The organism is Blautia sp. OF03-15BH (genome assembly GCF_003463065.1).
Lineage (GTDB): Bacteria > Bacillota > Clostridia > Lachnospirales > Lachnospiraceae > Limivivens.
Genome location: NZ_QSCM01000016.1, coordinates 38,903 through 60,125, shown reverse-complemented (window position 1 = coordinate 60,125; position 21,223 = coordinate 38,903). Strand labels below are relative to the sequence as shown.

At 42.3% G+C, this 21,223-nt stretch carries 20 protein-coding genes and 1 CRISPR repeat array; of the genes, 1 reads left to right on the top strand and 19 read right to left on the bottom strand.

The window, feature by feature from the left end; genetic code table 11:
- Positions 1-130 precede the first annotated feature (130 nt).
- The 6 genes from DXA57_RS13985 to DXA57_RS13960 form a co-directional block, all read right to left on the bottom strand.
- Positions 131-508: a TnpV protein gene (locus tag DXA57_RS13985; protein WP_009247523.1), complete on the bottom strand. Its 378-nt coding sequence runs from the start codon at positions 506-508 to the stop codon at positions 131-133.
- Between the two features lie 26 nt (positions 509-534).
- The gene (locus DXA57_RS13980) at positions 535-1,674 is read right to left on the bottom strand and encodes a plasmid recombination protein (protein ID WP_019190307.1); all 1,140 of its coding nucleotides are present in this window, start codon (positions 1,672-1,674) and stop codon (positions 535-537) included.
- Between the two features lie 355 nt (positions 1,675-2,029).
- Entirely contained in the window at positions 2,030-3,184 is a 1,155-nt protein-coding gene (locus DXA57_RS13975; RefSeq protein ID WP_009247525.1) for an AAA family ATPase, read from the bottom strand.
- Positions 3,174-3,509 (bottom strand): plasmid mobilization protein, encoded by a 336-nt coding sequence (locus tag DXA57_RS13970; RefSeq protein WP_009247526.1) that lies wholly within the window; start codon positions 3,507-3,509, stop codon positions 3,174-3,176. Before DXA57_RS13970 ends, DXA57_RS13975 begins: the two co-directional genes overlap by 11 nt.
- Complete coding sequence (locus DXA57_RS13965) at positions 3,499-4,590, bottom strand: site-specific integrase (protein WP_009247527.1); 1,092 nt, start codon at positions 4,588-4,590, stop codon at positions 3,499-3,501. Before DXA57_RS13965 ends, DXA57_RS13970 begins: the two co-directional genes overlap by 11 nt.
- The gene (locus DXA57_RS13960; protein ID WP_009247528.1) at positions 4,591-4,779 is read right to left on the bottom strand and encodes a transcriptional regulator; all 189 of its coding nucleotides are present in this window, start codon (positions 4,777-4,779) and stop codon (positions 4,591-4,593) included.
- Positions 4,780-5,227: 448 nt separating this feature from the next.
- Between DXA57_RS13960 and DXA57_RS13955 the strand changes: the two genes are divergently transcribed.
- Positions 5,228-5,758 (top strand): helix-turn-helix domain-containing protein, encoded by a 531-nt coding sequence (locus tag DXA57_RS13955; RefSeq protein WP_009247529.1) that lies wholly within the window; start codon positions 5,228-5,230, stop codon positions 5,756-5,758.
- 292 nt (positions 5,759-6,050) lie between these two features.
- Here DXA57_RS13955 and guaA read toward each other — a convergent pair whose 3' ends face one another.
- The 13 genes from guaA to DXA57_RS13890 form a co-directional block, all read right to left on the bottom strand.
- Positions 6,051-7,592 carry a glutamine-hydrolyzing GMP synthase gene (gene guaA, locus DXA57_RS13950; RefSeq protein WP_117767923.1) on the bottom strand — a complete coding sequence of 514 codons (1,542 nt, stop codon included), beginning with the start codon at positions 7,590-7,592 and terminating at the stop codon, positions 6,051-6,053.
- A gap of 309 nt (positions 7,593-7,901) precedes the next feature.
- On the bottom strand, positions 7,902-8,399 hold the full coding sequence (locus tag DXA57_RS13945) for a DNA-deoxyinosine glycosylase (RefSeq protein ID WP_117767922.1): 498 nt from the start codon (positions 8,397-8,399) through the stop codon (positions 7,902-7,904).
- 10 nt (positions 8,400-8,409) lie between these two features.
- On the bottom strand, positions 8,410-8,733 hold the full coding sequence (locus DXA57_RS13940; protein ID WP_117767921.1) for a helix-turn-helix domain-containing protein: 324 nt from the start codon (positions 8,731-8,733) through the stop codon (positions 8,410-8,412).
- A 105-nt stretch (positions 8,734-8,838) separates the two neighbouring features.
- Positions 8,839-9,111, bottom strand: a complete 273-nt coding sequence (spoIIID, locus tag DXA57_RS13935; protein WP_117767920.1) for a sporulation transcriptional regulator SpoIIID — start codon at positions 9,109-9,111, stop codon at positions 8,839-8,841.
- 649 nt (positions 9,112-9,760) lie between these two features.
- Positions 9,761-10,522: a CRISPR direct-repeat array (repeat unit 33 nt; unit sequence AATTTCTACTCACACGCCCGCGAGGGGCGTGAC).
- Positions 10,523-10,719: 197 nt separating this feature from the next.
- Entirely contained in the window at positions 10,720-11,010 is a 291-nt protein-coding gene (gene cas2 / locus DXA57_RS13930) for a CRISPR-associated endonuclease Cas2 (RefSeq protein WP_117767919.1), read from the bottom strand.
- Between the two features lie 9 nt (positions 11,011-11,019).
- Complete coding sequence (cas1c, locus tag DXA57_RS13925; RefSeq protein ID WP_117767934.1) at positions 11,020-12,042, bottom strand: type I-C CRISPR-associated endonuclease Cas1c; 1,023 nt, start codon at positions 12,040-12,042, stop codon at positions 11,020-11,022.
- Between the two features lie 17 nt (positions 12,043-12,059).
- Positions 12,060-12,737, bottom strand: coding sequence for a CRISPR-associated protein Cas4 (locus DXA57_RS13920; RefSeq protein WP_117767918.1), 678 nt, complete (start codon positions 12,735-12,737; stop codon positions 12,060-12,062).
- Positions 12,734-13,609 carry a type I-C CRISPR-associated protein Cas7/Csd2 gene (gene cas7c, locus DXA57_RS13915; RefSeq protein WP_117767917.1) on the bottom strand — a complete coding sequence of 292 codons (876 nt, stop codon included), beginning with the start codon at positions 13,607-13,609 and terminating at the stop codon, positions 12,734-12,736. The genes DXA57_RS13920 and cas7c overlap by 4 nt, the downstream gene beginning before the upstream one ends.
- Positions 13,606-15,429: a type I-C CRISPR-associated protein Cas8c/Csd1 gene (cas8c, locus tag DXA57_RS13910; RefSeq protein WP_117767916.1), complete on the bottom strand. Its 1,824-nt coding sequence runs from the start codon at positions 15,427-15,429 to the stop codon at positions 13,606-13,608. Before cas8c ends, cas7c begins: the two co-directional genes overlap by 4 nt.
- A complete protein-coding gene (cas5c, locus tag DXA57_RS13905; protein WP_117767915.1) occupies positions 15,423-16,151 on the bottom strand; it encodes a type I-C CRISPR-associated protein Cas5c in 729 nt (242 codons plus the stop codon). The genes cas8c and cas5c overlap by 7 nt, the downstream gene beginning before the upstream one ends.
- A gap of 16 nt (positions 16,152-16,167) precedes the next feature.
- On the bottom strand, positions 16,168-18,375 hold the full coding sequence (gene cas3, locus DXA57_RS13900) for a CRISPR-associated helicase Cas3' (protein ID WP_243005804.1): 2,208 nt from the start codon (positions 18,373-18,375) through the stop codon (positions 16,168-16,170).
- A 257-nt stretch (positions 18,376-18,632) separates the two neighbouring features.
- The gene (locus DXA57_RS17340; protein WP_199612743.1) at positions 18,633-19,814 is read right to left on the bottom strand and encodes a hypothetical protein; all 1,182 of its coding nucleotides are present in this window, start codon (positions 19,812-19,814) and stop codon (positions 18,633-18,635) included.
- 11 nt (positions 19,815-19,825) lie between these two features.
- A complete protein-coding gene (locus DXA57_RS13890; RefSeq protein ID WP_158571335.1) occupies positions 19,826-21,199 on the bottom strand; it encodes an Ig-like domain-containing protein in 1,374 nt (457 codons plus the stop codon).
- Positions 21,200-21,223 lie beyond the last annotated feature (24 nt).

Below are 21,223 nucleotides of genomic sequence, written 5' to 3'. Positions count from 1 at the left end.
GGAAGTGCAAATTAAAATTTTCACTTCCTAATTATACATCCAACCATTACGAAATTCAATCTTTCACAACCTCTTTACAACCACAACCACAGCACTCCAGCAAACGCAGGAGCACCATACCGTAAAACGCTTATGTGTAAATCAACTCCGTTCCTACAACTTCCCTCACACAAGCCTGAATATTATTCATTCTTCCAATCCATTCGTAGGGATTATCTTTCTTTAATTGTTCCGTCACATCTTGTCTGTCGGCATATTCCTTTACCAGTCGAAGAAACATATCCTCTGCTTGCTTATCGACTTCTGCAAGATAACTATGCAGCTTTCCGCTTGTCAGCAGGTTCATATATAACACTTTATAGTGTTCCTTTAAATGCCTTGCATGTCGTTTCCCCCATAAACCAATCGGCTCTATTTCTTCTTCGGCTGGTACTGTGATGTTCGGCAATAAATAATCACCCACCTGTCTATAAGTTCCGCCCATTTCTTCAAAAATTGTCTTTGTCATTTTCCTTTTCCTCCTGTGATTTTTGTCTATCGTGATCGTGTATTATCACGCTTGCGACCTTTAACTGTTCTTGCCTGCTCCAACAAATCATCTATCTGTTTGCGACCAAAAACCTTACGGAGCAGGCTGTAATCTTTATTTTCTGCTTTTAGGATTTTGTTTTCTTCGGTCAATCTTTCATTGACTTTCTCCAAACGCTGATTGGTGCGGTATAACTGTGCATTCGCTGTATTCAGCCTATGATAGTTGTCCCACCCCTCAAAGCAGCGGGCAAGCACCGTTTTGACAAGTTGCTTCAATTTCCTTACAACCGGCTCTGCCATTTTGGTTTTATATGCCTTTGCAGTCATAAATTTCTCTGGTTCTGGCAACTGATATTTCGGTGCAGTATCAAGCTCTATTTCAAGATTTGACAGCTCGTCTTTTGCCTTATCATAGTTCAATACTCGTTCCGACAACACATCAAATTCAATCTGTTTCTGCTCGATTTTCGCACCTAATGCCGCCACTTCTTTTTCTCTTTCCTGCTTTTTATAATCCAAAACAGAAAGATGTTTTTCGTGTGTGCCTAAATGTTCCCACTCAATCCCATAACGTTCCATCACCGCCGCAAGCTGTTCTTTTTCGGACTGTATCCATTGCGACCACTCCGTATCGCCACGACTGCCGCCCTTAAAACCTTGCGTTGCAAGAGCCTGCTTTAGTGACACTCTTGTATCAAGTCCACGCTTGCTGCCTGTGGTAAAAGGTACAAAATCTATGTGCAGATGTGGTGTAGCTTCATCCATATGCAGATGAGCCGAGAACACCCGAAGCTGTGGATTTCGCTCCTGAAAACCCTGATAGTATTCATCTAAAATCTGCTTTGCCAGTTCTCCGTTTTCCGTATCGGCGTTCATATTTCCCTTACCGCCCACCTGTAAAATGATTTCGTGGAACGGTTTTTCCTGCTTGGAACTTCGGATTTTTTCATAATAATCTTTTATCTTTCGGTCTGACCTTATCTGCTTGGCATTGTATCTTTCCAATGCTTCATCAAACAATTCGTGATAAACTGTCTTTATATTTTCATTGCAGTAGTCGATATTGAGATGAGTACGAGTTCCGTCTACATTTTCTGCTCGGAACTTTCGGCTATTGTGATTGACCGAGCCTTTACCGACCATTGCACTTATCGTTCTCTGCATTTTTTCATCTCCCATCTGTAAATTTCAACATTCTCAGGTTTTGTTACTTTTGTCAAAAGTAACGCAAAAGCACTTTTGACGGGTACACCCATCAAAAATGCGACCTGTAAACAGGTTTTGCGTTCTCCGAAGGCTCTCCGAGGGGTGAGCGTGTGCCGGTGGCACACACGCCTGCGAACCGACCGAGCCAGCAGGCGAGACCAAAGAGCCGCCTTTGAAAAGGCACTCTCTGCACACTCCCCTAAACTTTATCCGGTGTCAAAGTGTGACGATGGTGACAATGTTTTTCACAGCGTGCTGCTCTCAAAAACATTGACACCTTTGACACCGTTTGTCACGCCGTCTGCTCGGTTTCTTTCCAAAGTGAAACCTTTCTTCCGTCGTGTGTGCGGCTGTTCTGATAACGGATACCGTAATCACGAAACAGCCTGCTTGCGTTGATACTGAGCCTTAAAGAAAGTACATTCGGCTTTATATCCACCGCAAGCCTTTCGCAAAGTTCCGAAGCAGTTCCTTCCCATCTGTCACTTTCCGAAAAGAGCGTATCCGCTATCTTCTCAAGCAGAGGTTCGGGCGGTTCTTTCCACATCTCCGTTTCCGATTTTGCAAAGTTCCACACCAATCGCTCGCTGTCCCTTACAAGATGGATTTTCATATCCTGCTGGTCTCTGCCAGCAACATCAAGTGTGGCATTGTTGGAAGTACGCTTGTCCTTACTGAGAACAAATGCACCGTCTGCCGCACCCATCAGACCATTCGTGCCTGAAATCATATCGAATATATCTTCCGATTTTTGTTTGCGTGTATGATGAACAATAAGCATTGAAACCTTGTAACTGTCTGCCAACGCTTTCAGCCTTGCCACAACATCATAATCACTTGCGTAGCTGTAATCTGCTCCGCCTGCTTCACGCACACGCTTTAAGGTGTCTATGATAATCAAGCCTGTGTCTGGGTGTTCCCTCATAAACCCTCTTATCTGTTCTTCCAGTCCGCCATTGACCGTTTTACATTCCGTTGCGAAATACAGATTGCCTGTCTCCTTTGCACCGAACATCTGAAACAATCGCTTCTGCAAACGTGGGTAATCATCTTCAAGGGCAAAATAAAGCACCGTTGCCTTACGCACCTTATACTCCCAAAGCGGTGTGCCTGTGCTGATATGATAGGCAAGCTGTGCCATCATAAAGCTCTTTCCCACTTTCGGGGAACCTACGAAAAGGTAAGTTCCCCTTTGGAGCAGACCGTCGATAAGTGGTGTCTGAACCTCAAACACCGTATCATACAGCGTTGTCATTGATACTGTTTTCAGATAGGAAGGGTCTAACTGTCTGAGTATTTCCCTTTGCATTTCTTCAAAAGATTGCTCGTACCCCTTGAAATCCGTATCCTGATTGACTATACTATTGTCAGTACATTTGGAAAGTGACTGTTCCGCATCTGTTGCCGCAGATACATTTGGAATAGTCATTTCTTTTTTATTCTCCATTCGCATCCTCTCCTTTCAAACCGCCGAGAATAATGGAAATCAGTTCTATTACACTCAGCAGTTCATCATCCACACCTTTTCCTGCTTCAATCCTTTTCAGTTCCGCAAGGACTGTGGCAAATTCCGTTTTCAACGCCTTATACACTCTCGGATTGCCCTGTACCACCACATCCTGATTTAAGCAACGGCGGTAACAATACTCCTGTTTTGGCAATCCTGATAGAGCTACAGCTCTGTTAATGAGTTCGTTTTCTTCGGGCGATACTCGAAACCCTACTGTGATATTCCTCCAACGATTTTTGTTATCTCTGTTCTTAGCTGACATTTTCAAAATCTCCTTTCCCTAAATCATCTAATTTTTCTGCCATCTCAATCTGCTTTGACGGAAAGAGGTGTGCGTACTGATAAGTAATATCAATACTTTCGTGACCAACTCGGTCAGCAATCGCCACCGCAGAAAAGCCCATATCAATCAAGAGTGAAATGTGGCTGTGACGGAGATCGTGAATGCGGATACGCTTCACGCCTGCCGCCTTTGCCCCTCTGTCCATCTCGTGATGAAGATAGCTTTTCGTCACCGTAAAGATACGGTCTTTCTTCTTCAATCCGTAAAGCATACCGAGATATTCTTTCATTTCCTCACACAGAAACTTCGGCATTTTAATCGTGCGGTTGCTCTTTTTCGTTTTCGGAGAAGTAATCACATCCTGCCCTTTCAAACGCTGATAGGATTTATTGATTGTGACTGTTTCCTTATCAAAGTTGAAATCTGCCGGAGTCAAAGCTAACAGCTCGCCCTCTCGGATACCGCACCAGTAAAGCATTTCAAACGCATAAAAGGAAACAGGCTTGTCCATCATCTCAAAAGAGAATTTCTTGTATTCTTCCTTTGTCCAGAACAGCATTTCCTTGTGTTCCTCACGTCCCATATTTCCCACCTTTGCCGCAGGATTGGAACGCAGTTCATAGTAGCGGACAGCGTGATTGAAAATGGCGGACAACTGATTGTGCAGCGTTTTCAGATACGTCTGTGAATAAGGCTTTTTCTTCTCATCACGATAGGCAAGCATTTCATTCTGCCAAGTAATAATCTCCTTTGTGGAAATCTCGCTGATTTTCAGTTTCCCGAAATACGGAAGTATCTTTGTGCGTATGATATGCTCTTTGGTAAGCCACGTGTTTTCCTTCAAACGGTTCTTCACATCATTGATATAAAGCTCCGTAAAGGCTTCAAAACTCATATCAAGGTCTGAAGAAGTCTGCAATTTGAACATTCTTTCCCATTCCTGTGCTTCTCGTTTGGTAGCAAAGCCACGCTTGCATTTCTGCTTGCGTTCCCCTTTCCAGTTCACATACCTTGCCATCACATACCAAGTACCGTTATCTTCATTCTTAAATACCGGCATTTACATTTCCCCCTTTCCTGCTCCGTAGAGCCTTTCGTAAAAATACTGGCGATTTACACGCCCTGCAATCGTAATAAAGCCCTTTGCTTTCAATTCCTCATTTAATTGTCTGATGAGTTTATATGCATAAGGTTTTGATACGTTTAGTTCCTGAGCCACATCTTCGGCTCGGATAAATCTGTTTTCCATATCCTTTTTCTTCCTTTCTTAAAATAATTTTTTGCTTGCCGCTTTCTCCGTGTTAAAGTTCCAACAGGCACTCCTGCTTGTCGGCAGGCGCTGTGCTGTCCCAATGCACCGCAGTACATCAGGCGCTCGCTCGTATAGGGGTTCCCGAAAAGTCGGAGACTTTTGGGGAAGAGGAGGAGCAGTGCAGCGAATGAGCTTTTGTGCTTGCACACAAGCGAACGATACGGAACTTGCTCCGACGAGGTCTTGGCGGTTTGGCTTTTCGGACGGTCATTCAGTTGTCGCATTAAGCATATTTGTTTAATTCGTAATTTATTTTACTAAACATATTTGCTATTGTCAAGTGGTTGCAAAGAAAATATTAAACATTTTTGTTTCGGTTTTTCTTGACTTCCACTAAACATTTCTGCTATACTTATTTCACTAAATATAAAAGGAGCGTATCATTATGGCTATCAGCGAAAGAATACATTTTTTCAGACTAATGCGTGGTATGACACAAAAGTATCTCGGTACAGCAATCGGTTTTCCAGAAAAGAGTGCTGATGTGCGTTTGGCACAGTACGAAACTGGTACACGCAAACCGAAAGCAGACCTTACAAATGCATTGGCACAGGTGCTTGATGTTTCTCCACAGGCTCTTGATGTTCCTGACATAGACAGCTATATCGGTCTTATGCACACTCTGTTTACCCTTGAAGATATTTACGGTCTTACTGTCAGTGAAGCAGACGGAGAGGTATGCTTAAAGGTCAACAAGGACAAAGGCAGAGAAGCATATGAACTCCTCAAAATGCTGTATGCTTGGAAAGAACAGGCAGACAAGCTATCTTCCGAAGAAATCAACAGAGAAGAATACGATAACTGGCGTTACCATTATCCAGAGTTCGACACCACACAGCGTTGGGCAAAAGTTCCATCACAGGAATTAAGTGACGCTCTCGTGGAAGCATTCAAAGACCACTTGAAAGATAAATAAGCACCTACAGGACCTGCCACTGGCAGCTCCCTACAGATGCTTTGGCAACGACAAAAAAGCCCTTAACTATGGTTATTAACCACAGCTAAGGGCTTAGTTTATAATATGGAATTTGTTCAGAGCCAAGCTCCGAACTTTAGTCTGCAAGCCACCTGTTAATTGTTCCGTTACCCATAAACCACTGGATAACAAGAATAATGGCACTTGCTATGACTGTTATCAATTTGTTATCAAAAGACTAATCGAAATCGCTGAAACCCGCATAAACACTGGCTTTTTTAAGCAACTCGATTTATTCAAACTCAATTGTTGCAGGGGGCTTACCTGTGCAATCGTACATGACACGATTTACGCCCTTTACTTCATTTACAATACGGTTCGTAACTTTGGCCAGGACTTCCCACGGGATCTGAGCGGCATCGGCAGTCATAAAATCAGAGGTGTTGACAGCACGAAGAGCAACTGCATAATCGTAGGTACGGAAATCACCCATAACACCTACGGAACGCATGTTGGTCAGGGCTGCGAAATACTGACCAAGACCTTTGTCGATTCCTGCTTTTGCGATCTCTTCGCGGTAGATGGCATCGGCTTCCTGAACGATTTTTACTTTTTCCTCGGTTACTTCTCCAATGATACGGATTCCAAGGCCGGGACCCGGGAAGGGCTGACGGTACACCAGATACTCGGGGATACCAAGCTCCAGACCGGCGCGCCGAACCTCATCTTTAAAAAGAAGACGTAAGGGCTCGATAATTTCTTTGAAATCAACTACGGACGGAAGTCCCCCTACATTATGATGAGATTTGATGACTGCGGATTTTCCAAGGCCGGACTCGATCACATCCGGATAAATGGTTCCCTGAACGAGATAATCCACGGCGCCAATCTTTTTTGCCTCTTCTTCAAATACGCGGATAAACTCTTCGCCAATGATCTTTCTCTTCTGCTCCGGCTCGGTAACACCTTTCAGCTTATCATAGTAACGCTGCTGGGCATTGACACGGATGAAATTCAGCTCGTAAGGGCCGTTGGGGCCGAAAACAGCTTCCACTTCATCTCCTTCATTTTTACGAAGAAGACCATGGTCAACAAAAACGCAGGTCAGCTGTTTGCCGATCGCTTTGGAAAGCAGAACGGCTGCAACAGAGGAATCCACGCCGCCGGACAGAGCGCAGAGCACCTTACCGGTACCGATCTTTTCACGAAGCTGTTTGATCGTGGTCTCCACGAAAGAAGCCATCTGCCAACTTCCGCTGCATCCGCAGACTTTATATACAAAGTTGCTGAGCATCTTCTTTCCTTCTGCTGTATGCATTACTTCCGGATGGAACTGCGTTGCATAAAACTTTTTCTCCGGACAGGACATGGCTGCTACCGGACATACACTGGTATGAGCCGTGATCTTAAAGCCCTCGGGAGCCTGCGCAATATAATCCGTATGGCTCATCCAAGCTACTGTTTCTTTGGAAACGCCATCAAACAGAATATCGTCGGTATCTACTGTCACATCTGTATGACCATACTCACTGACAGGCGCTGTCTCCACTTTTCCGCCAAGCATATAAGCCATCAGCTGAGAACCATAACAAATACCCAAAACAGGAATACCCAACTCAAAAATTTCTTTTGAACAGCGCGGTGAATCCTCACCATATACACTGTTCGGTCCACCTGTAAAAATAATCCCTTTCGGATTCATCTCTTTGATCTTTTCCAGGCTGAGTGTATAAGGATGCACCTCTGCATATACATTGCATTCTCTGACTCTTCTTGCAATCAACTGATTATACTGACCACCAAAGTCCAATACGATAATCATTTCCTTTTCCACTGATATTCCTCCATTTTTTCTTCTGAGAAGCGTTATTTCTAGTCTTAACCATTATAAAAGATTCATCAAATCATGACAAGCCATTTTTTTCGCTGTCAAGTCGCTTTTTGTCGAAATCTTTTCCTTCCCTTTTGCAAAATTTTCTGATATAATACAGTTGTCGTCAGGAAACGACAGCATTTACGAAAGAAAATTTTTCACAAGGCACAAAAGAATTTCTTACCAATGAGAAATCTTTCAAGATCAAAATACAAAAGAAAAGGCAGGGGATCATCGTTTGAAACGAAGATTCCCTTTTCATTTCTCTGATTATTCCTGAAGGATTACGCTCCAGGCCTCTTTCAGGCGATCCATCTGCCAGGCTGCATTGGCAGGACTTGTGGATGGAAGTTTTTCTATCGGACGGCCGGTCAGAGGAAAGGCATATTTCTGATAAAGCTCAAAAGCTTTTCCTCCATTGGCATAGATTTTCCGTATGGGTGCCGACTGAAGGATACGGTTCAGATCCGCCGGCACAACATTTCGGATGCTGCTGTCGCTGGATCCAATAATCTCACAACTGGCAACCACATCCCAGATGGCAATCTCATTTTCAAGCAATAATTTCTTTTTCTCCGGAATCGTCTGCGGCGTTTCATAACCAGTCAGTACTGCCAGAAGTTTCCAGAAACGATTCTGCGGATGACCGTAATAGAATTGCTGCTCCCGGGATTTTACGGACGGAAATGTCCCCAGAATCAGAATCCTGGAATTCTCATCATATACCGGCTCAAAAGTATGTGCCACTTTTTCATATGTTTTCGTCATTCTTTTATCCTCACAGGTCCGAACCCAGACCATCTGCAAAGGCAAGAAGGCGCTGCTGCTGTTCCGGAGTCATCTGTTCAAAAAGGTGCATCAGTTCTTCCTGATCTTCCGTAAAATAATCAAAACAACCATCCCGGAAAAAATCTGCAATTGTCGTTCCCATCGCTTCACAAATGATCTCCAGAGTAGAAAAATTGGGTGTGGTTCCGTTTTCATAGTTCTGCAGTGTGCTGTCAGGAATGCCAGTCCGTTTGCTTAAGGAATATCGGCTGATCCCTTTTTCTTTGCATATTCTGGATAGTTCTTTTGCTATGTCAGTTTTTTCATTCTTCATGGTCTGCAGTCCTTTCTCAGGATTTCTATAGTAGTATTTTCAGGCTCTCTGCCGGACTGTTTTCATTATAACCTTTGCCCCGATTTTTGGCAACATTCCGTATTTTTACGCAGGGGCAGTCTGATGTTCATGCAGATGAAGGTATTTCTCTTTTGTCGCCATTCCACCGCGGATATGGCGCTCGGATTTATTGACATCCAGAACTCTCCGTACCTCCGAGGCCAGGGAGGGATTGATTTCCCGCAGGCGCTCCACACAGTCTTTGTGAACGGTGCTTTTACTCACGCCAAACTTTTTTGCCGCCTGGCGCACGGTTGCGTTAGTTGCTATGATATAATCTGCGATCTCAACGGCTCGCTCTTCAATATAATCCTTCAAGAAAATCCCCCGATAGTGGCTGTTTTTACAGTGTATGCGGGGAATTTGGGAGTTACTATAAAATTTTATATTGTTTTCTATTCGGGAAATCCTGAACAATATGAGATTGCTTGAAATCCCTATTCTTTTACATCATTCTCATTTCTACTCACACGCCTATAAAAGGCGTGACTTCTCTGTAATCCATAACAGAAATTCCCCAGTCATTTCTACTCTCACGCCCTGTACCTTACCGATCATATTATCCACCATATCATTTCTACTCACATACTCGCAAAGGGAGTGACCATGCCTCATATAACTTAACACGTCCTTTTCTGCATTTCTACTCTTACGCCCATGTGGGACATGACAAGAGTCTGTTGATAATATTCCAGAGACTCTGAAATTTCTACTCACACGCCTGCTTGGGGCGTGACAACATTGTTTTTCCTTCCTTTCTATTCTCTTGTAATATTTCTACTCACATGCCCGCGGGGCGTGACGTTTCGGTGTCTCATCTGATACCTTACCGAACTGATTTCTACTCTCACGCCCGCAAGGGACGTGACAAATTCGCTGAAATATCCGGCAATCAATTCCGCGATCTTTACTCACACACCCACATGAGGCATGACCAGGACTTCCTGGCGGCGCAGACCGCATCCGTAATTTCTACTCTCACGCCCACAGGGGGCGTGACCGGACACGACGGCAACGTGTTCACTGATGATGGCATTTCTACTCACACGCCCGCGAGGGGCGTAACGTTAATAGCATTGGTGAGGTAAACCTTTTAGGAATTTCTACTCACACGCCCGCAAGGGGCGTGACCATTGGAATCCCGTACTGCGATATGTAGTTAATAATTTCTACTCACACGCCCGCGAGGGGCGTGACGAATGCATGAAATTTCTTGCAATCCACATCAAAATTTCTACTCACACGCCCGCGAGGGGCGTGACAAGGTTTAGCTGACACAGTAGACGAGACGTTTAGAATTTCTACTCACACGCCCGCGAGGGGCGTGACTCATACAGCATCTGCTTCGTTCCCCGGTTCCCGGCAATTTCTACTCACACGCCCGCGAGGGGCGTGACATGGAGCGTTATGGACGCAATCAACCGGAACAGCAATTTCTACTCACACGCCCGCGAGGGGCGTGACACGATCTACACGGTCAGAAGATACGGTGTGGAAAATTTCTACTCACACGCCCGCGAGGGGCGTGACGAAAAAACAGGCTGATGCTGAAAAAAAAGCTGTAGATTTCTACTCACACGCCCGCGAGGGGCGTGACCTGCTGTGGCTGGATGCAGGAATTTGGTCGAAAGATTTCTACTCACACGCCCGCGAGGGGCGTGACTGAACGGGGATATTTCCGGTCTGAAATCATTTCAATTTCTACTCACACGCCCGCGAGGGGCGTGACACCTATATTTTGTATTTTAGGGAGGTCACGCCACCATATAACGCAAGGCGGACTTATTTTTTTTTAATGATTCTTAATCATACTAGCATAAAAAACTATATTTTTCCAGGCGAACCTTCTAGAGATTTTGGAGTCATTGAAGGTTCGCTATTTTGTGAATGGATTAGCATATAATTTTTCATGTTTTAAATTTCTTGCTAAATAATAATAACCCCTTCTGGATTGTAAGTCTTCTTAGCGCCTACATGTTCTACCTTTCTTTCCCAGTTATTTCCGAGATAGTAGAAACGCAGACTGTCTTCCTCTGGATTTATTAACTTACAAAGGCGATCCTTCAGTTTTAAAAAGGATGAATAATCCAGATCAGCTTCAAAAACCGAATTTTGAACTCGTTGAGCGTGATTCTGACATTCTTTTGCTACTTTGCGAAGCCTCGTTTTTCCAGATGCACTTACCGTACTTACATCATAACTGATCAACACCATCATAATTTTTACCTACTTCAAAAGAAACACTGGATATTCTGCAATATCCCCACGCACATATTTAGCCAAAAGGTTACTTTGAACATAAGGAAGCAAGCCCAGCGGAATTTTCTGTTTCAGATACGGGTGCATCATATCCGTTCTCTTCTTCTCCTGCCAGCGTGCCAGGACTTTTTTTCTGCCTTCTTCATTTAGCCATACGGCTCCGGAGACCTGTTTTTCAAAATCTTTCTCTCCTAAAATCTGAAGATTTAACAGCGTAATGACAAAACGTTCCACAATGCATCTCGTTTCTTCTACCATATCACAAGCCAGAGATTTTCTTCCGCTTCTGAGCGCATGGCAATATCCTATATAGCTGTCTAACCCCACCGTTTCCAGGGCTGCTGCAAACTCATTTGTAGCCAGTGTATACACAAACGAGAGCACCGCGTTGATCGGATCCAGCGGAGGACGTTTTGTTCTCAGTTCAAAATGAAATGGAACTTTTTCATTTGTAAGCAATTTGTCAAAAATACCAAAATAACTTTCCGCACAATACCCTTCTATTCCCATCGCTTCTTCTATCGTTAAGGCTTGGAATATCTTGTTCATTCCTTCTTCCAGAACAGTTATAGCCTTTTTTATTTCCGCATCTTCTCTTAATTCTGCATTATCATGAAGTGTCCTTCGAATCAGCTGACGTGTATTACTAAATTTTGCAGCCAATGTATTCTGTGCCAAAGTCAATCCATTTTCCCGAAACTGTTCTATTTGTGCTACTCTTAAAAAGACATTTCCTTTTGTTTCTCCGCACACTTTTGCCCAAAACTTTCCCTGAGGTGAAATAAAGTTAATGGGTATTGTCTTTTCAACGCATTTTCCCATAAGTGCCGGTGAGCATCCCAGGTAGCTAAAACAGACTACATTTTCAATATTCTCAAAAGGAATCCTCAGCTTTTCTTTTCCTTCGATTTTACACACCAGATTTTCACCATCCAGCGTTAAGTAAGCTGTTTCATTTGTTACATAAATCGTATTTAAAAGCTTTCTCATATCCTCCCCCAAAAAGATCATTCGCCTTCATCCGCTAAAATCTTTTTCAGCTCTTTTTTGACATTCCATGATGGAGATGTTTTCGGCATGCAAAGATCTTTCATAGAACATCCGCTACATTTTTGTCCCTTTCGTATTTCCGGAATCTGGCCTGTTTCCAAGTAAGTTCTCATTTCATGTAAGAGTTCTTTCAGCTTTTTATCATATGCCTCAAAATTTTCCTTCACAGGTACATTGTATCTTTTCCTTACGTCAGCATAATAAATTACTGCATCACAGTCACCTCCAAACACAAAATCCACGCAAAGTTTCTGTGCAAATATCTGCATTTGATCGTCCGGCCTGATCTCCTCATTTTTTGGTTTTGTTGGCTTATATTCTACAATGCAAATCTGATATCTTCGGCCATCATCCCCGACAGAAACACCTTCTTTGCTTTCCGTCAGTTCCAGGCAGTCTGTTACTCCGTACAGATTGTGTTCTTCTCTGTCATTGTAAACGGGGACGGCTGTAAACACTTTTTTCCCTCTTGCAGTATAATTTTTCTCCGGATCATGTACCCGCTCATGCAGCAAATTTGCTTTTGTCACAAAAAAATTTTCTGCCCAGGCTTTGTCAATTTCCAGCAGTCCCCATCGATGAGGACAATACATATAATGCTGAATAGATCTTATAGCAATCTCCTCAGAAATCATAATTTTTCTATCAGTTCCACTCCTTCCGGCATTTCCCGATCAACTGTAATGTCATAATCCTTTATGGAACGGATCACATTCACATCTTCGCATTCTTTCACCTGAATCTTATCAAACAGGAGATGTGAAGGGCATACCCCGAGTACGTTATCATGCTTAAACACAAACAGTTTCCGCATACACATTTTTCCGCGTGCTGCACTGTGATCATTCTCAAACATATTCATAATCGCCGTCCATAAAAGCTCTACATCTTCTTCTGACAAATCAGTTACTTTGTTTGCCAAAGCTGCAGATATGTAGCCCTCCGCACGATATAATGCATAAGGGATAAAACTTTTTCTTCCTATTTCTGTATCGCCTGTCTCCGTTCTTTCGTCTGTTGTCCTTGCCTGCCTGGTAATCGCAATATCCTGAGGTTCAACCGGTGAAATACTTCTTGCAAAGTTAATCTGTACAGGTCCCCTTACAATTCCACAGGGATTATCACCTGTAGACATAACTGCACCAAAAGTTCTGACATCAAAATAGTTTTTGCACATATAATCCCGGGCCTTTACCATATCATCAGCCTTTTTTTCTCTACTGTCTTTTTTCGTAGATGTAAGTCCCAGTTCTTTATATGCTTCCGTAAATTTTGCATTCAAAGAACGATCTGGTTTGATCAGGATATTATATCCTTCCTCACCTTCTTTTACCAGTTCTACATAATTCCGAATTTTTCTTTTAAGGCAGACATCGGTAACATATCCATAACCTGATTCTGCATCCACGCGGGGAGCATTGCCTGCGTCCGGGTCTCCGTTTGGATTTCCATTTTCCACATCAAATAGCATCACAAAATCATATCTATTATTGATAGCCATAATCAATTTTCTCCTTTTCCTTTTTCATTTTCTTTATTTTTCTTCTCATACAAATCCTGCATCTGCTGGTAATATCCAACCATAAATTTACCCTGTTCCTTTAATGGCAGGCTTTCCGGATACTCATTTTTCATTTTACTATGGATCTCCTCCAACATTTTTTCATAGTAAAGCGAATATTCTGCTTTTTCCAATTTCTTTAAATGATGCTGCGCCAATCTCAACAATTTAGGAAAAACTGCTGCTGGTCTGGTAGATGCCATAGCAAAATATCCATCTCTGATTGTCCGATTCAACTTCCCAGAAGTTACTGAATCCTTCTGCAATTTTTCCAAAACAGCAAACATACGTCCACATAAATATGCAGAATTTTCATTTTCTAAATCCACTACCATTTTTAATTCCTCCTTCTCACTGTTTCTGTTTATAACTGCCTTAATAATCCCGATCCTGACAGAATTGATTTTTTCACTCCCTTCATCGGTTCTGATCCTTCTCAGCACTGTTTCCAACAAAGTCATCGGATATTTTCGTCCATAAAATGCAGCTTCCAGAAGTTTTGTCATCAAAGCAGGATTAACTTTATCATTTTTAACTTTAGGTGATATCAATTCATGTTTTATTCTTTGCAGAGAAATCGCATGTGGTTCTTTTGTCATTTGCAGATCATTCTGAAATCTTACAATATTCCATAAAACATCCGCATATCTCTTTCTATAGATAAACTTCAAAGCCAATCTGGAAGTATTCGGTTTTAATCCCAGCATATAAAAATCAACATCTTCTTGAATCAAATCCAGATTTTCCAATCTTTTTGCGGTAATCCTTCCTGTTGCTGAATCTTCCATGAGTTCTCTCAGCATCAAATCTGTCTGCTCTGTATTTATTTTATCAGATGCTCCAAAGAGCATTGCCATAACAAGATTTTCCTGCTTTTCACTTGTATTCATCGCCCAGAATACAATCGTCATATCATCCAGCATTATTTTATGTTTCTCACTGCTCAGAAGATAGTTCAAAGTTTCCGTATATTTCTTCATCACACTTTCAGAAATATTACTGTTATACGCCTGCTCGTTCCCATAAGAGCTTTCTGACGAATTATTGAAACCTATGAGTACACTTCCTGTTGCCAGACCACCGTAGACGCCTTTGATTTTGCTATGTATTCTTGCAATAGCAGCTGTTTCTCCACTGACAGCACATTGCGCTGTCGGCCCCTCTGAATTTTCATCTTGCTTTTTGCCCCAGTATTCCTGCCATTTTTCTTTAAACTCCGCTTCTTCATGCAACAATTTTTCTGGACTTCCTGTCAGACAAAATACAAATCCGGATTTCGCATACTCCTTACCCAGGGCTAATAACTGTGCATTCTGTGTTTCCTGCTCTGGTTTCCAGTTCTCAAGAAATTTTCGAAATGCCTGAATGAGCGGCGAACTCATTCCTTCTGTAAATTCCAAATTTGTTTTCACAAAAGCTTCATGGGATTTTTTTGCTTTTCCCGTTTTATCTTCCGGTGTCAGCTGATCTTTATCCAGATTTAAACCGAATAAGTAAAGCGGCCTGTGCTCTGCAATATTCGCTTCAATTCCGGTTTTTTCTGTTCTCGCAGGCAATAATTTCTCCTGAGGAGCAATTACCTCTTTAATCTTATCTTTTCCTGTTTTTATACTGTCCTTCTTTCTGAAGTCGATAATTTCATCTATTTTTCCATCTTCAGTTAAGGCTACTTTATAATGTATTTTTACCTTTGAGAAACCGTCTGGTGTTATTTCCCCTTTTGACGCCAGAATGTCATAATAATCGCTTAACGCTTTTATCAGCATCGCAGGCCCTCCCTGTATTTTCTCACATCAATCACTCCATTTATCATATGTGGACGATAGTAAAGCGTATTGGCCCGGTCAGAAAACTCTGGATTCTCCCAATCATCATTTATTGGCTTTCCTCCGTCTGCAAACTGCACTTTATAGCTCATGTAGCCAAGATCCACATCTTTCATATCTAAAATGTCTTTGTTGATAAGATTCTCATTAAAATCTTCTACAAGTTCTATTTTTTTTACGGGAAATTCACTGCAACCCAAACAGGGAACACGGAACCATTGTCCTTTTTCCAATCGTCTTTTTATGATATTGTAGTGTTTCTTCTCTGCATCTTCCTCCCTTTCGTTTTTCAAACCCGTCAATTCAAAATGAAATTCGATCCCATATTTCACATTTTTCAGAATCATAGAAGCTCTTTGACTCCTGCTCTCAGAAGTATAGATACAGGGATCTCCTCCTTTTCCATTCATCTGACTCTTTACCGCACTCAACAATACCTTCTCTTTTACTTCGTTTCTCCTGACATTCATGAAATCAATCTTATTGAACACGATAATTTTATCAATCGTATACTTTATAGACGGCTTCCAGTAGCAGCTTTTCAGCATTCCTTCCAGTGCGCCCGGAGGCGGAACGTCATAACTGACACGTTCCACCTTCAGCTCCGGTCTTGTAAAACAGGCATAATCTCCTTCCACCATGATTTTAAATCCATATGCCATCACTCTTCACCTTCTTTCATATGATGTAATCTTTTCCCTCAAAAAGAATTCCGAGATTTTCGTCATAATAATCATCACTTATCAGGCAGAAGATTCCTGTCCCATAGTCCTTTACCGCATGTTGTCTTATCAGATCATCTAATTCCGCCTGTGTTACAGAACAGACATAATTTTGGAATTTCCGAGGATTTCCTATCTGAGTCTTCTGCAGATCTTCTATCCTACGTTTCGCTTCCTCATTGCAGCCAACTACAACCGATTGAGTGTTAGATTCAATTAAATGGAATTTTTCAGCATAACTTTTAAAACCGATCTGACGAATATCTTTGTAATCATTATGAATCGCATGCTTCTCAATTTCTGTCTCTCTCAGCTTATACATACAGTTATAATATTCCCGTATACATTCCTGTGAAGAAACATCTGCATATTTTTTAAGCAATCCTCTCGTTTTATTCATTCGCTCATCTTCTTTTTGATCCTCTGACAGTTCAAAAACAAATGTCATTGCTCCTTGTCTTCTTCCTTCTCTGTTACAACGTCCGCCAGCCTGCAAAATACTGTCCAGGCCGGTAAGCTGTCGAAATACAACAGCCATGTCAAGATCAACTCCTGCTTCAATTAGCGAAGTAGATATCACGGTAATACGCCGATCTTCCGGAACTCCTTCAAGATTAGGATAATCCACCTCTAATTGCTTTAGTTCCTTTCGAATTTCATCTAAAATCCGTTTTCTGTCATATGCCGCCAGATAAGTAGACAAATGATATTTTTTGCCCGTACATTGCCTGTATAACTCCCTTGCTGTTCGCTTCTTGTTGACTACAATCAGGCTGGAAGCATATTCTCTGCTTTTACTTAACAGAGTTTCCTGTTCCATCTTTCCAATATAGCTAAACTTGCATTTCTTAAACTTTTCAAAGTCCGATGTATCTGTTACCAGATTAACTATCTTGCTGTTTTCCAAAGCATAGGTCTGAATCAAACTTGGAAAGTCCGGCATTGTTGCCGTCAGAAATACTGCACTGCTGTTCAAGTACCTTGTGAGAAATGCGATTCCCTGGAGACAGGGCTGTAAATATTCTACAGGCATCAAATGCGCTTCATCAAAAATGAGCACTGCATCTGCCATATTGTGAACCTTTCGCAGTTTTCCCCGCCGATTGGAATACAAGGAGCCGAGGAACTGAACCATAGTCGTCACGATAAAATCTGCACTCCAGTTCTCTGTCGCACGCTTTGCTGAAATACGATAATCCTCACTGAAATCTTCTGCATCGTCATAGGAAAAGGTAGACTGATGACGCAGAATCTGTGCATCCTTCCCAAAGAGATTTTCAAACATGCCAACCGTCTGATCTGCAACGCTCAAAAAATGGATCACATAAATAATTCTTTTTTTCTTTTCCGCAATTGCTTTTTCCAGAGCAAATTTCACACTACATAATGTTTTGCCGCTTCCTGTCGGCATGTTCATAAGATAAATCTCTGCTTTTTCACCTGTTTTATCAAATACCTGCTTCTGTAAAAGTGCTCTGGCTTTCTGAAGTTCAGTCTCAGCTTGAAAAGATTGCAGTTTTCGATTTACTTTTTCAAGGCAGCTCTGAAAATTTGTCTTCAGATCCTCTGGTAAAGTTCCATCTCCGCAAAACCTTGCAGTGTCTTCGGAATCTGCATCTACCAGACAGGAAAAACAATATCTTGTCAGAAAAGCGAATTTATCAATCAAAAAATCTATATCATTTTTGATATCCTGCGCGAAAAAATTTATTACTTTCTGCAGATCAATCTGTGGAATTTCCAGTTCCTCTTGGTAAGCACTGTAATCCTCCATCTCTCTTTGAAGCCTTGTATTCAGTGAATCCGGTCTGCCATTTTGAACTCCTCCGTCAGGAATCCCGGAATGGTGGCCAGCAATGCAATATTCCATTAAATACGCAAGCGCCAGGAATGGTTTCTCATACATTTTCTTTGCAATCTGTGCACCACATATGGAATGCTCAACCCGAATTTTTTCATCCTTCATTCTTCTCTGAAAAGAGTTTTGATATTTTCCAATATCATGTAACAATCCAATTATTCGATTGATTTCTTTAAGTTCTGGTATCGACATTTCCATACATAACCTGGCAGTATTTTCGCTGTGTTCTTTTATTGTCTGAATTTTTCCTTTTTCTTTGTTTTTATGTGCAATATATTTTTCTTTTTCTTCTATTTTTCTCACTCCTTCCTTGATCTCACTGTATCACCTTTTTTGTATCGCGTCAATGTATTTTCTTAATTTAGTTGGCTGTTATAAAAGCATTATATAAAAAGAGCTATATGCAAAAACTTAGCTCTGCATATAGCTCTTTCTCTTGTAACCTTAACAGCCAACAAAATTATTTCTACTCACGTATTCCCAATCTAATACGACTCAAACTCTATTGGTTACACATAAGTAATATAGCATACTTTTCATTTCCTGCCAATTTCTATTTTTTACCCCAAATACTCCCCCGAATACTTCACATACGCCCCATCGCACACACTCTGCACTTTATCCAGGGCTTCCTCTGCTTTTTCCTCTGTTTCGTATCTTCCGGCGGTGACGACATAGTAGGGCTCGGAGTTCAGGTTGCTCCAGTCACTGCTCAGGAGGACTTCCGGCTCCTCGCAGACAGACTCAAGATATTCTGCATAATTTTCGGCTTCGTCGGAATCTGTGGAGGCGTAACACCAGATTCCGTAGAAGGGTCGAGCCGCCAGTCCCTCTTCCAGGAGTTCTTCAAGTTCTTCAAAGTCGTCGTCGTCATCATCTTCGTCGTCATCATCTTCGTCGTAGTCACTGTCATCGTCATCCCAGCTTTCGAGGTCGAGATACCATTTACCGTCAATTTCGACTACAGGAATATCCAGATAACTGGTTGTACCGTCCTCCGAGAGTTCTTCGTGGACAAGCCGTGCGGCCGTCACATAGTAACCAAACTCCGCGTATGATTTCTGGAGTTCTGCAAGTGTTTCGCTGTCTACATCTTCCGAGGAAAGAGCCTGATAAAAAAGCTGGCGGTCTTTGAATTCCTCCTGAAACTCCTGCACAGCCTCATCCGCAACATTCTGGACAAGCCCGGTGAACACAGCAATCATTTTATCCCCCAAAATTTCCCTGTATTCTGTCGGAAGTTCCGGAAGAAGTTTCAGAAAGGCAGAACCATCACCGCTGATCAGAATCTGGATCAGACCATTGGCCACCTCCATGTCGCTGGAATTGATCTTGGAAAGTGCTGCTTCCTGCTTTTCCTTTTCAATCCGACCGGCATCGTAGGGAGCGATCTCACGCTGCAGTTCGAGAGTATCCGGATCGATCGCAGCTCCAGCCAGGAAAATATCATCAGAGTAGAGTTCAACGCTGACAAGCCAACGACCGGCTCCTTCCCAGAACCAGGGTTCACTGACATTACACCTGGTTATCGTAATATCTTCTGGAACGCCCAGCGATTTCCCCAAAGCAGCAATCTGCTCATCTGTGATGGTTTCATTTACAGTATTTCCATTTTCATCTTCTTTGGAATACTCGTAAGCCTGTTTTTCCTGACTTACGGTTTCTGCTTTTGTCTGTCCTGCTGCTATGTTTCCTGCCAGACACAGGACTGCAGTGGCCATAAATAGAGCTCGCTTTTTCATAAAATTCTCCTTTAACATCCAAAAAGTGTAAAATCTGCTCCTTCTCTTCTTCCCACATTCCCCGTGGCCGCTGCATAACAACGAAGTTTATTCGGTTCGGAACGATACCAGCGGTAGTTTTCATATCCTTCAATGCTGATAAAATAACCATAGGATGTTTTCTGTACTTTCCGGATCTTGTATTTCCCGGTCTGCTCGCCATAGGTATTGCCCGTTAAAACATACCCGTTATAGAAACCGATACTCGTCCGCCAGCCGGAATCCCACCAGGAACCTTTCTGGACTTTTTTCAGAAAGTCTTTCATTGCTGTGTTTTTTGACGGAGTTTTTGTTGAAAATCCCTGAACCGTTACAACACAGCTATCCTCTGTTCCCAGACATTTTTTGCCGCTGCCATCTACCAGATAAGCTTTTACGGTAACTTTTCCATTTTTCTTCGGTGTAATCTTCCCTTTCTGATCTACTGCCGCGATTGATGAATCGGAGGAAGAAAATCTCACTTTCAGACTTCCCCGGCCCAGATTTTTCAAGATATAGCTGACTTTCTTTGTCTGACCTTTTTTCATCGTCAGGCTTTTCTTCAGAAACTTAACATGTGATAACTGAATCAGCTTCAAATTTCCCAGTTCTCTATTTCCACTAGAAATATTCGGCTGGTTGTACCAGGCCAGAATCTTATGATTATTTCTGGCTGCCACAAACCACTCCGCACAGGAAACACAACCATCCTTGTTTTCATCTGCCCAAAAAAATTTCCATTTTGTGGAAACGGCATCTGTAAGAGCCGCGGTAAACTGGGTTCCAAACTCTTCCACCTTTTCATTAGAGGATGCGATAAAAATGAAATCTCTGTCTATTCGGCTTCGTTGGCTGCCTTTCAGTTCTGCTGCTGCTTTTCGAATGAGATCCGCATTGCAACTATCAATGATGACAATGAATTTCCCTTTATACTTCAGAAGTGTCTGTAAAAGTTCATTGCAGCTTACCCGGGTTTTCCGAAGTTCTTTATTTACCACATCCCCCAGATAAATTCCACCGTAGCCTTCTGCTGTGGCAGCTGCACCTCCGTGACCTCCGTAATAAAAGAGATTCAGATCACTCTTGGTGCTGCCTTTAAAAGCATTGTCAATACTTGCGAAAATATCCTGTCGCTTTGTCTTTTTATGGCTTTCATAAAAGAGCTTTTTGATGTTCTGTCCGGAAACTTTGTACTCCGGTATCTTTGTTTTTTTCAGCAGGTTATAAAAATCGTTTGCGTTTTTCCTGCTCAAGATCCGTCCGCTCATCACCAGGGCATGAAGATTTCCCTGGGTCCGGGCCTGAACCGGAAGCGAAATAAAAAGAATACAACACAGGAAAAGACAGAACTTCATCATTTTTTTCATAACAGTTTTCTCCCTCATATAAAG

What these genes read in the sequence shown, in the direction of transcription:
- DXA57_RS13960 (WP_009247528.1), bottom strand. Translation starts at nt 4,779, where the DNA reads ATGGAAAACAGATTTATCCGAGCCGAAGATGTGGCTCAGGAACTAAAC.
- DXA57_RS13965 (WP_009247527.1), bottom strand. Translation starts at nt 4,590, where the DNA reads ATGCCGGTATTTAAGAATGAAGATAACGGTACTTGGTATGTGATGGCA.
- DXA57_RS13980 (WP_019190307.1), bottom strand. Translation starts at nt 1,674, where the DNA reads ATGGTCGGTAAAGGCTCGGTCAATCACAATAGCCGAAAGTTCCGAGCA.
- DXA57_RS13890 (WP_158571335.1), bottom strand. Translation starts at nt 21,199, where the DNA reads ATGAAAAAAATGATGAAGTTCTGTCTTTTCCTGTGTTGTATTCTTTTT.
- DXA57_RS13975 (WP_009247525.1), bottom strand. Translation starts at nt 3,184, where the DNA reads ATGGAGAATAAAAAAGAAATGACTATTCCAAATGTATCTGCGGCAACA.
- DXA57_RS13945 (WP_117767922.1), bottom strand. Translation starts at nt 8,399, where the DNA reads ATGACGAAAACATATGAAAAAGTGGCACATACTTTTGAGCCGGTATAT.
- cas1c (WP_117767934.1), bottom strand. Translation starts at nt 12,042, where the DNA reads ATGAGAAAGCTTTTAAATACGATTTATGTAACAAATGAAACAGCTTAC.
- cas2 (WP_117767919.1), bottom strand. Translation starts at nt 11,010, where the DNA reads ATGATGGTGTTGATCAGTTATGATGTAAGTACGGTAAGTGCATCTGGA.
- DXA57_RS13985 (WP_009247523.1), bottom strand. Translation starts at nt 508, where the DNA reads ATGACAAAGACAATTTTTGAAGAAATGGGCGGAACTTATAGACAGGTG.
- DXA57_RS13940 (WP_117767921.1), bottom strand. Translation starts at nt 8,733, where the DNA reads ATGAAGAATGAAAAAACTGACATAGCAAAAGAACTATCCAGAATATGC.
- cas8c (WP_117767916.1), bottom strand. Translation starts at nt 15,429, where the DNA reads ATGCTGATAAAAGCGTTAAGCGATTATTATGACATTCTGGCGTCAAAA.
- DXA57_RS17340 (WP_199612743.1), bottom strand. Translation starts at nt 19,814, where the DNA reads ATGAAAAAGCGAGCTCTATTTATGGCCACTGCAGTCCTGTGTCTGGCA.
- DXA57_RS13955 (WP_009247529.1), top strand. Translation starts at nt 5,228, where the DNA reads ATGGCTATCAGCGAAAGAATACATTTTTTCAGACTAATGCGTGGTATG.
- cas5c (WP_117767915.1), bottom strand. Translation starts at nt 16,151, where the DNA reads ATGGCATATGGATTTAAAATCATGGTGGAAGGAGATTATGCCTGTTTT.
- DXA57_RS13920 (WP_117767918.1), bottom strand. Translation starts at nt 12,737, where the DNA reads ATGATTTCTGAGGAGATTGCTATAAGATCTATTCAGCATTATATGTAT.
- DXA57_RS13970 (WP_009247526.1), bottom strand. Translation starts at nt 3,509, where the DNA reads ATGTCAGCTAAGAACAGAGATAACAAAAATCGTTGGAGGAATATCACA.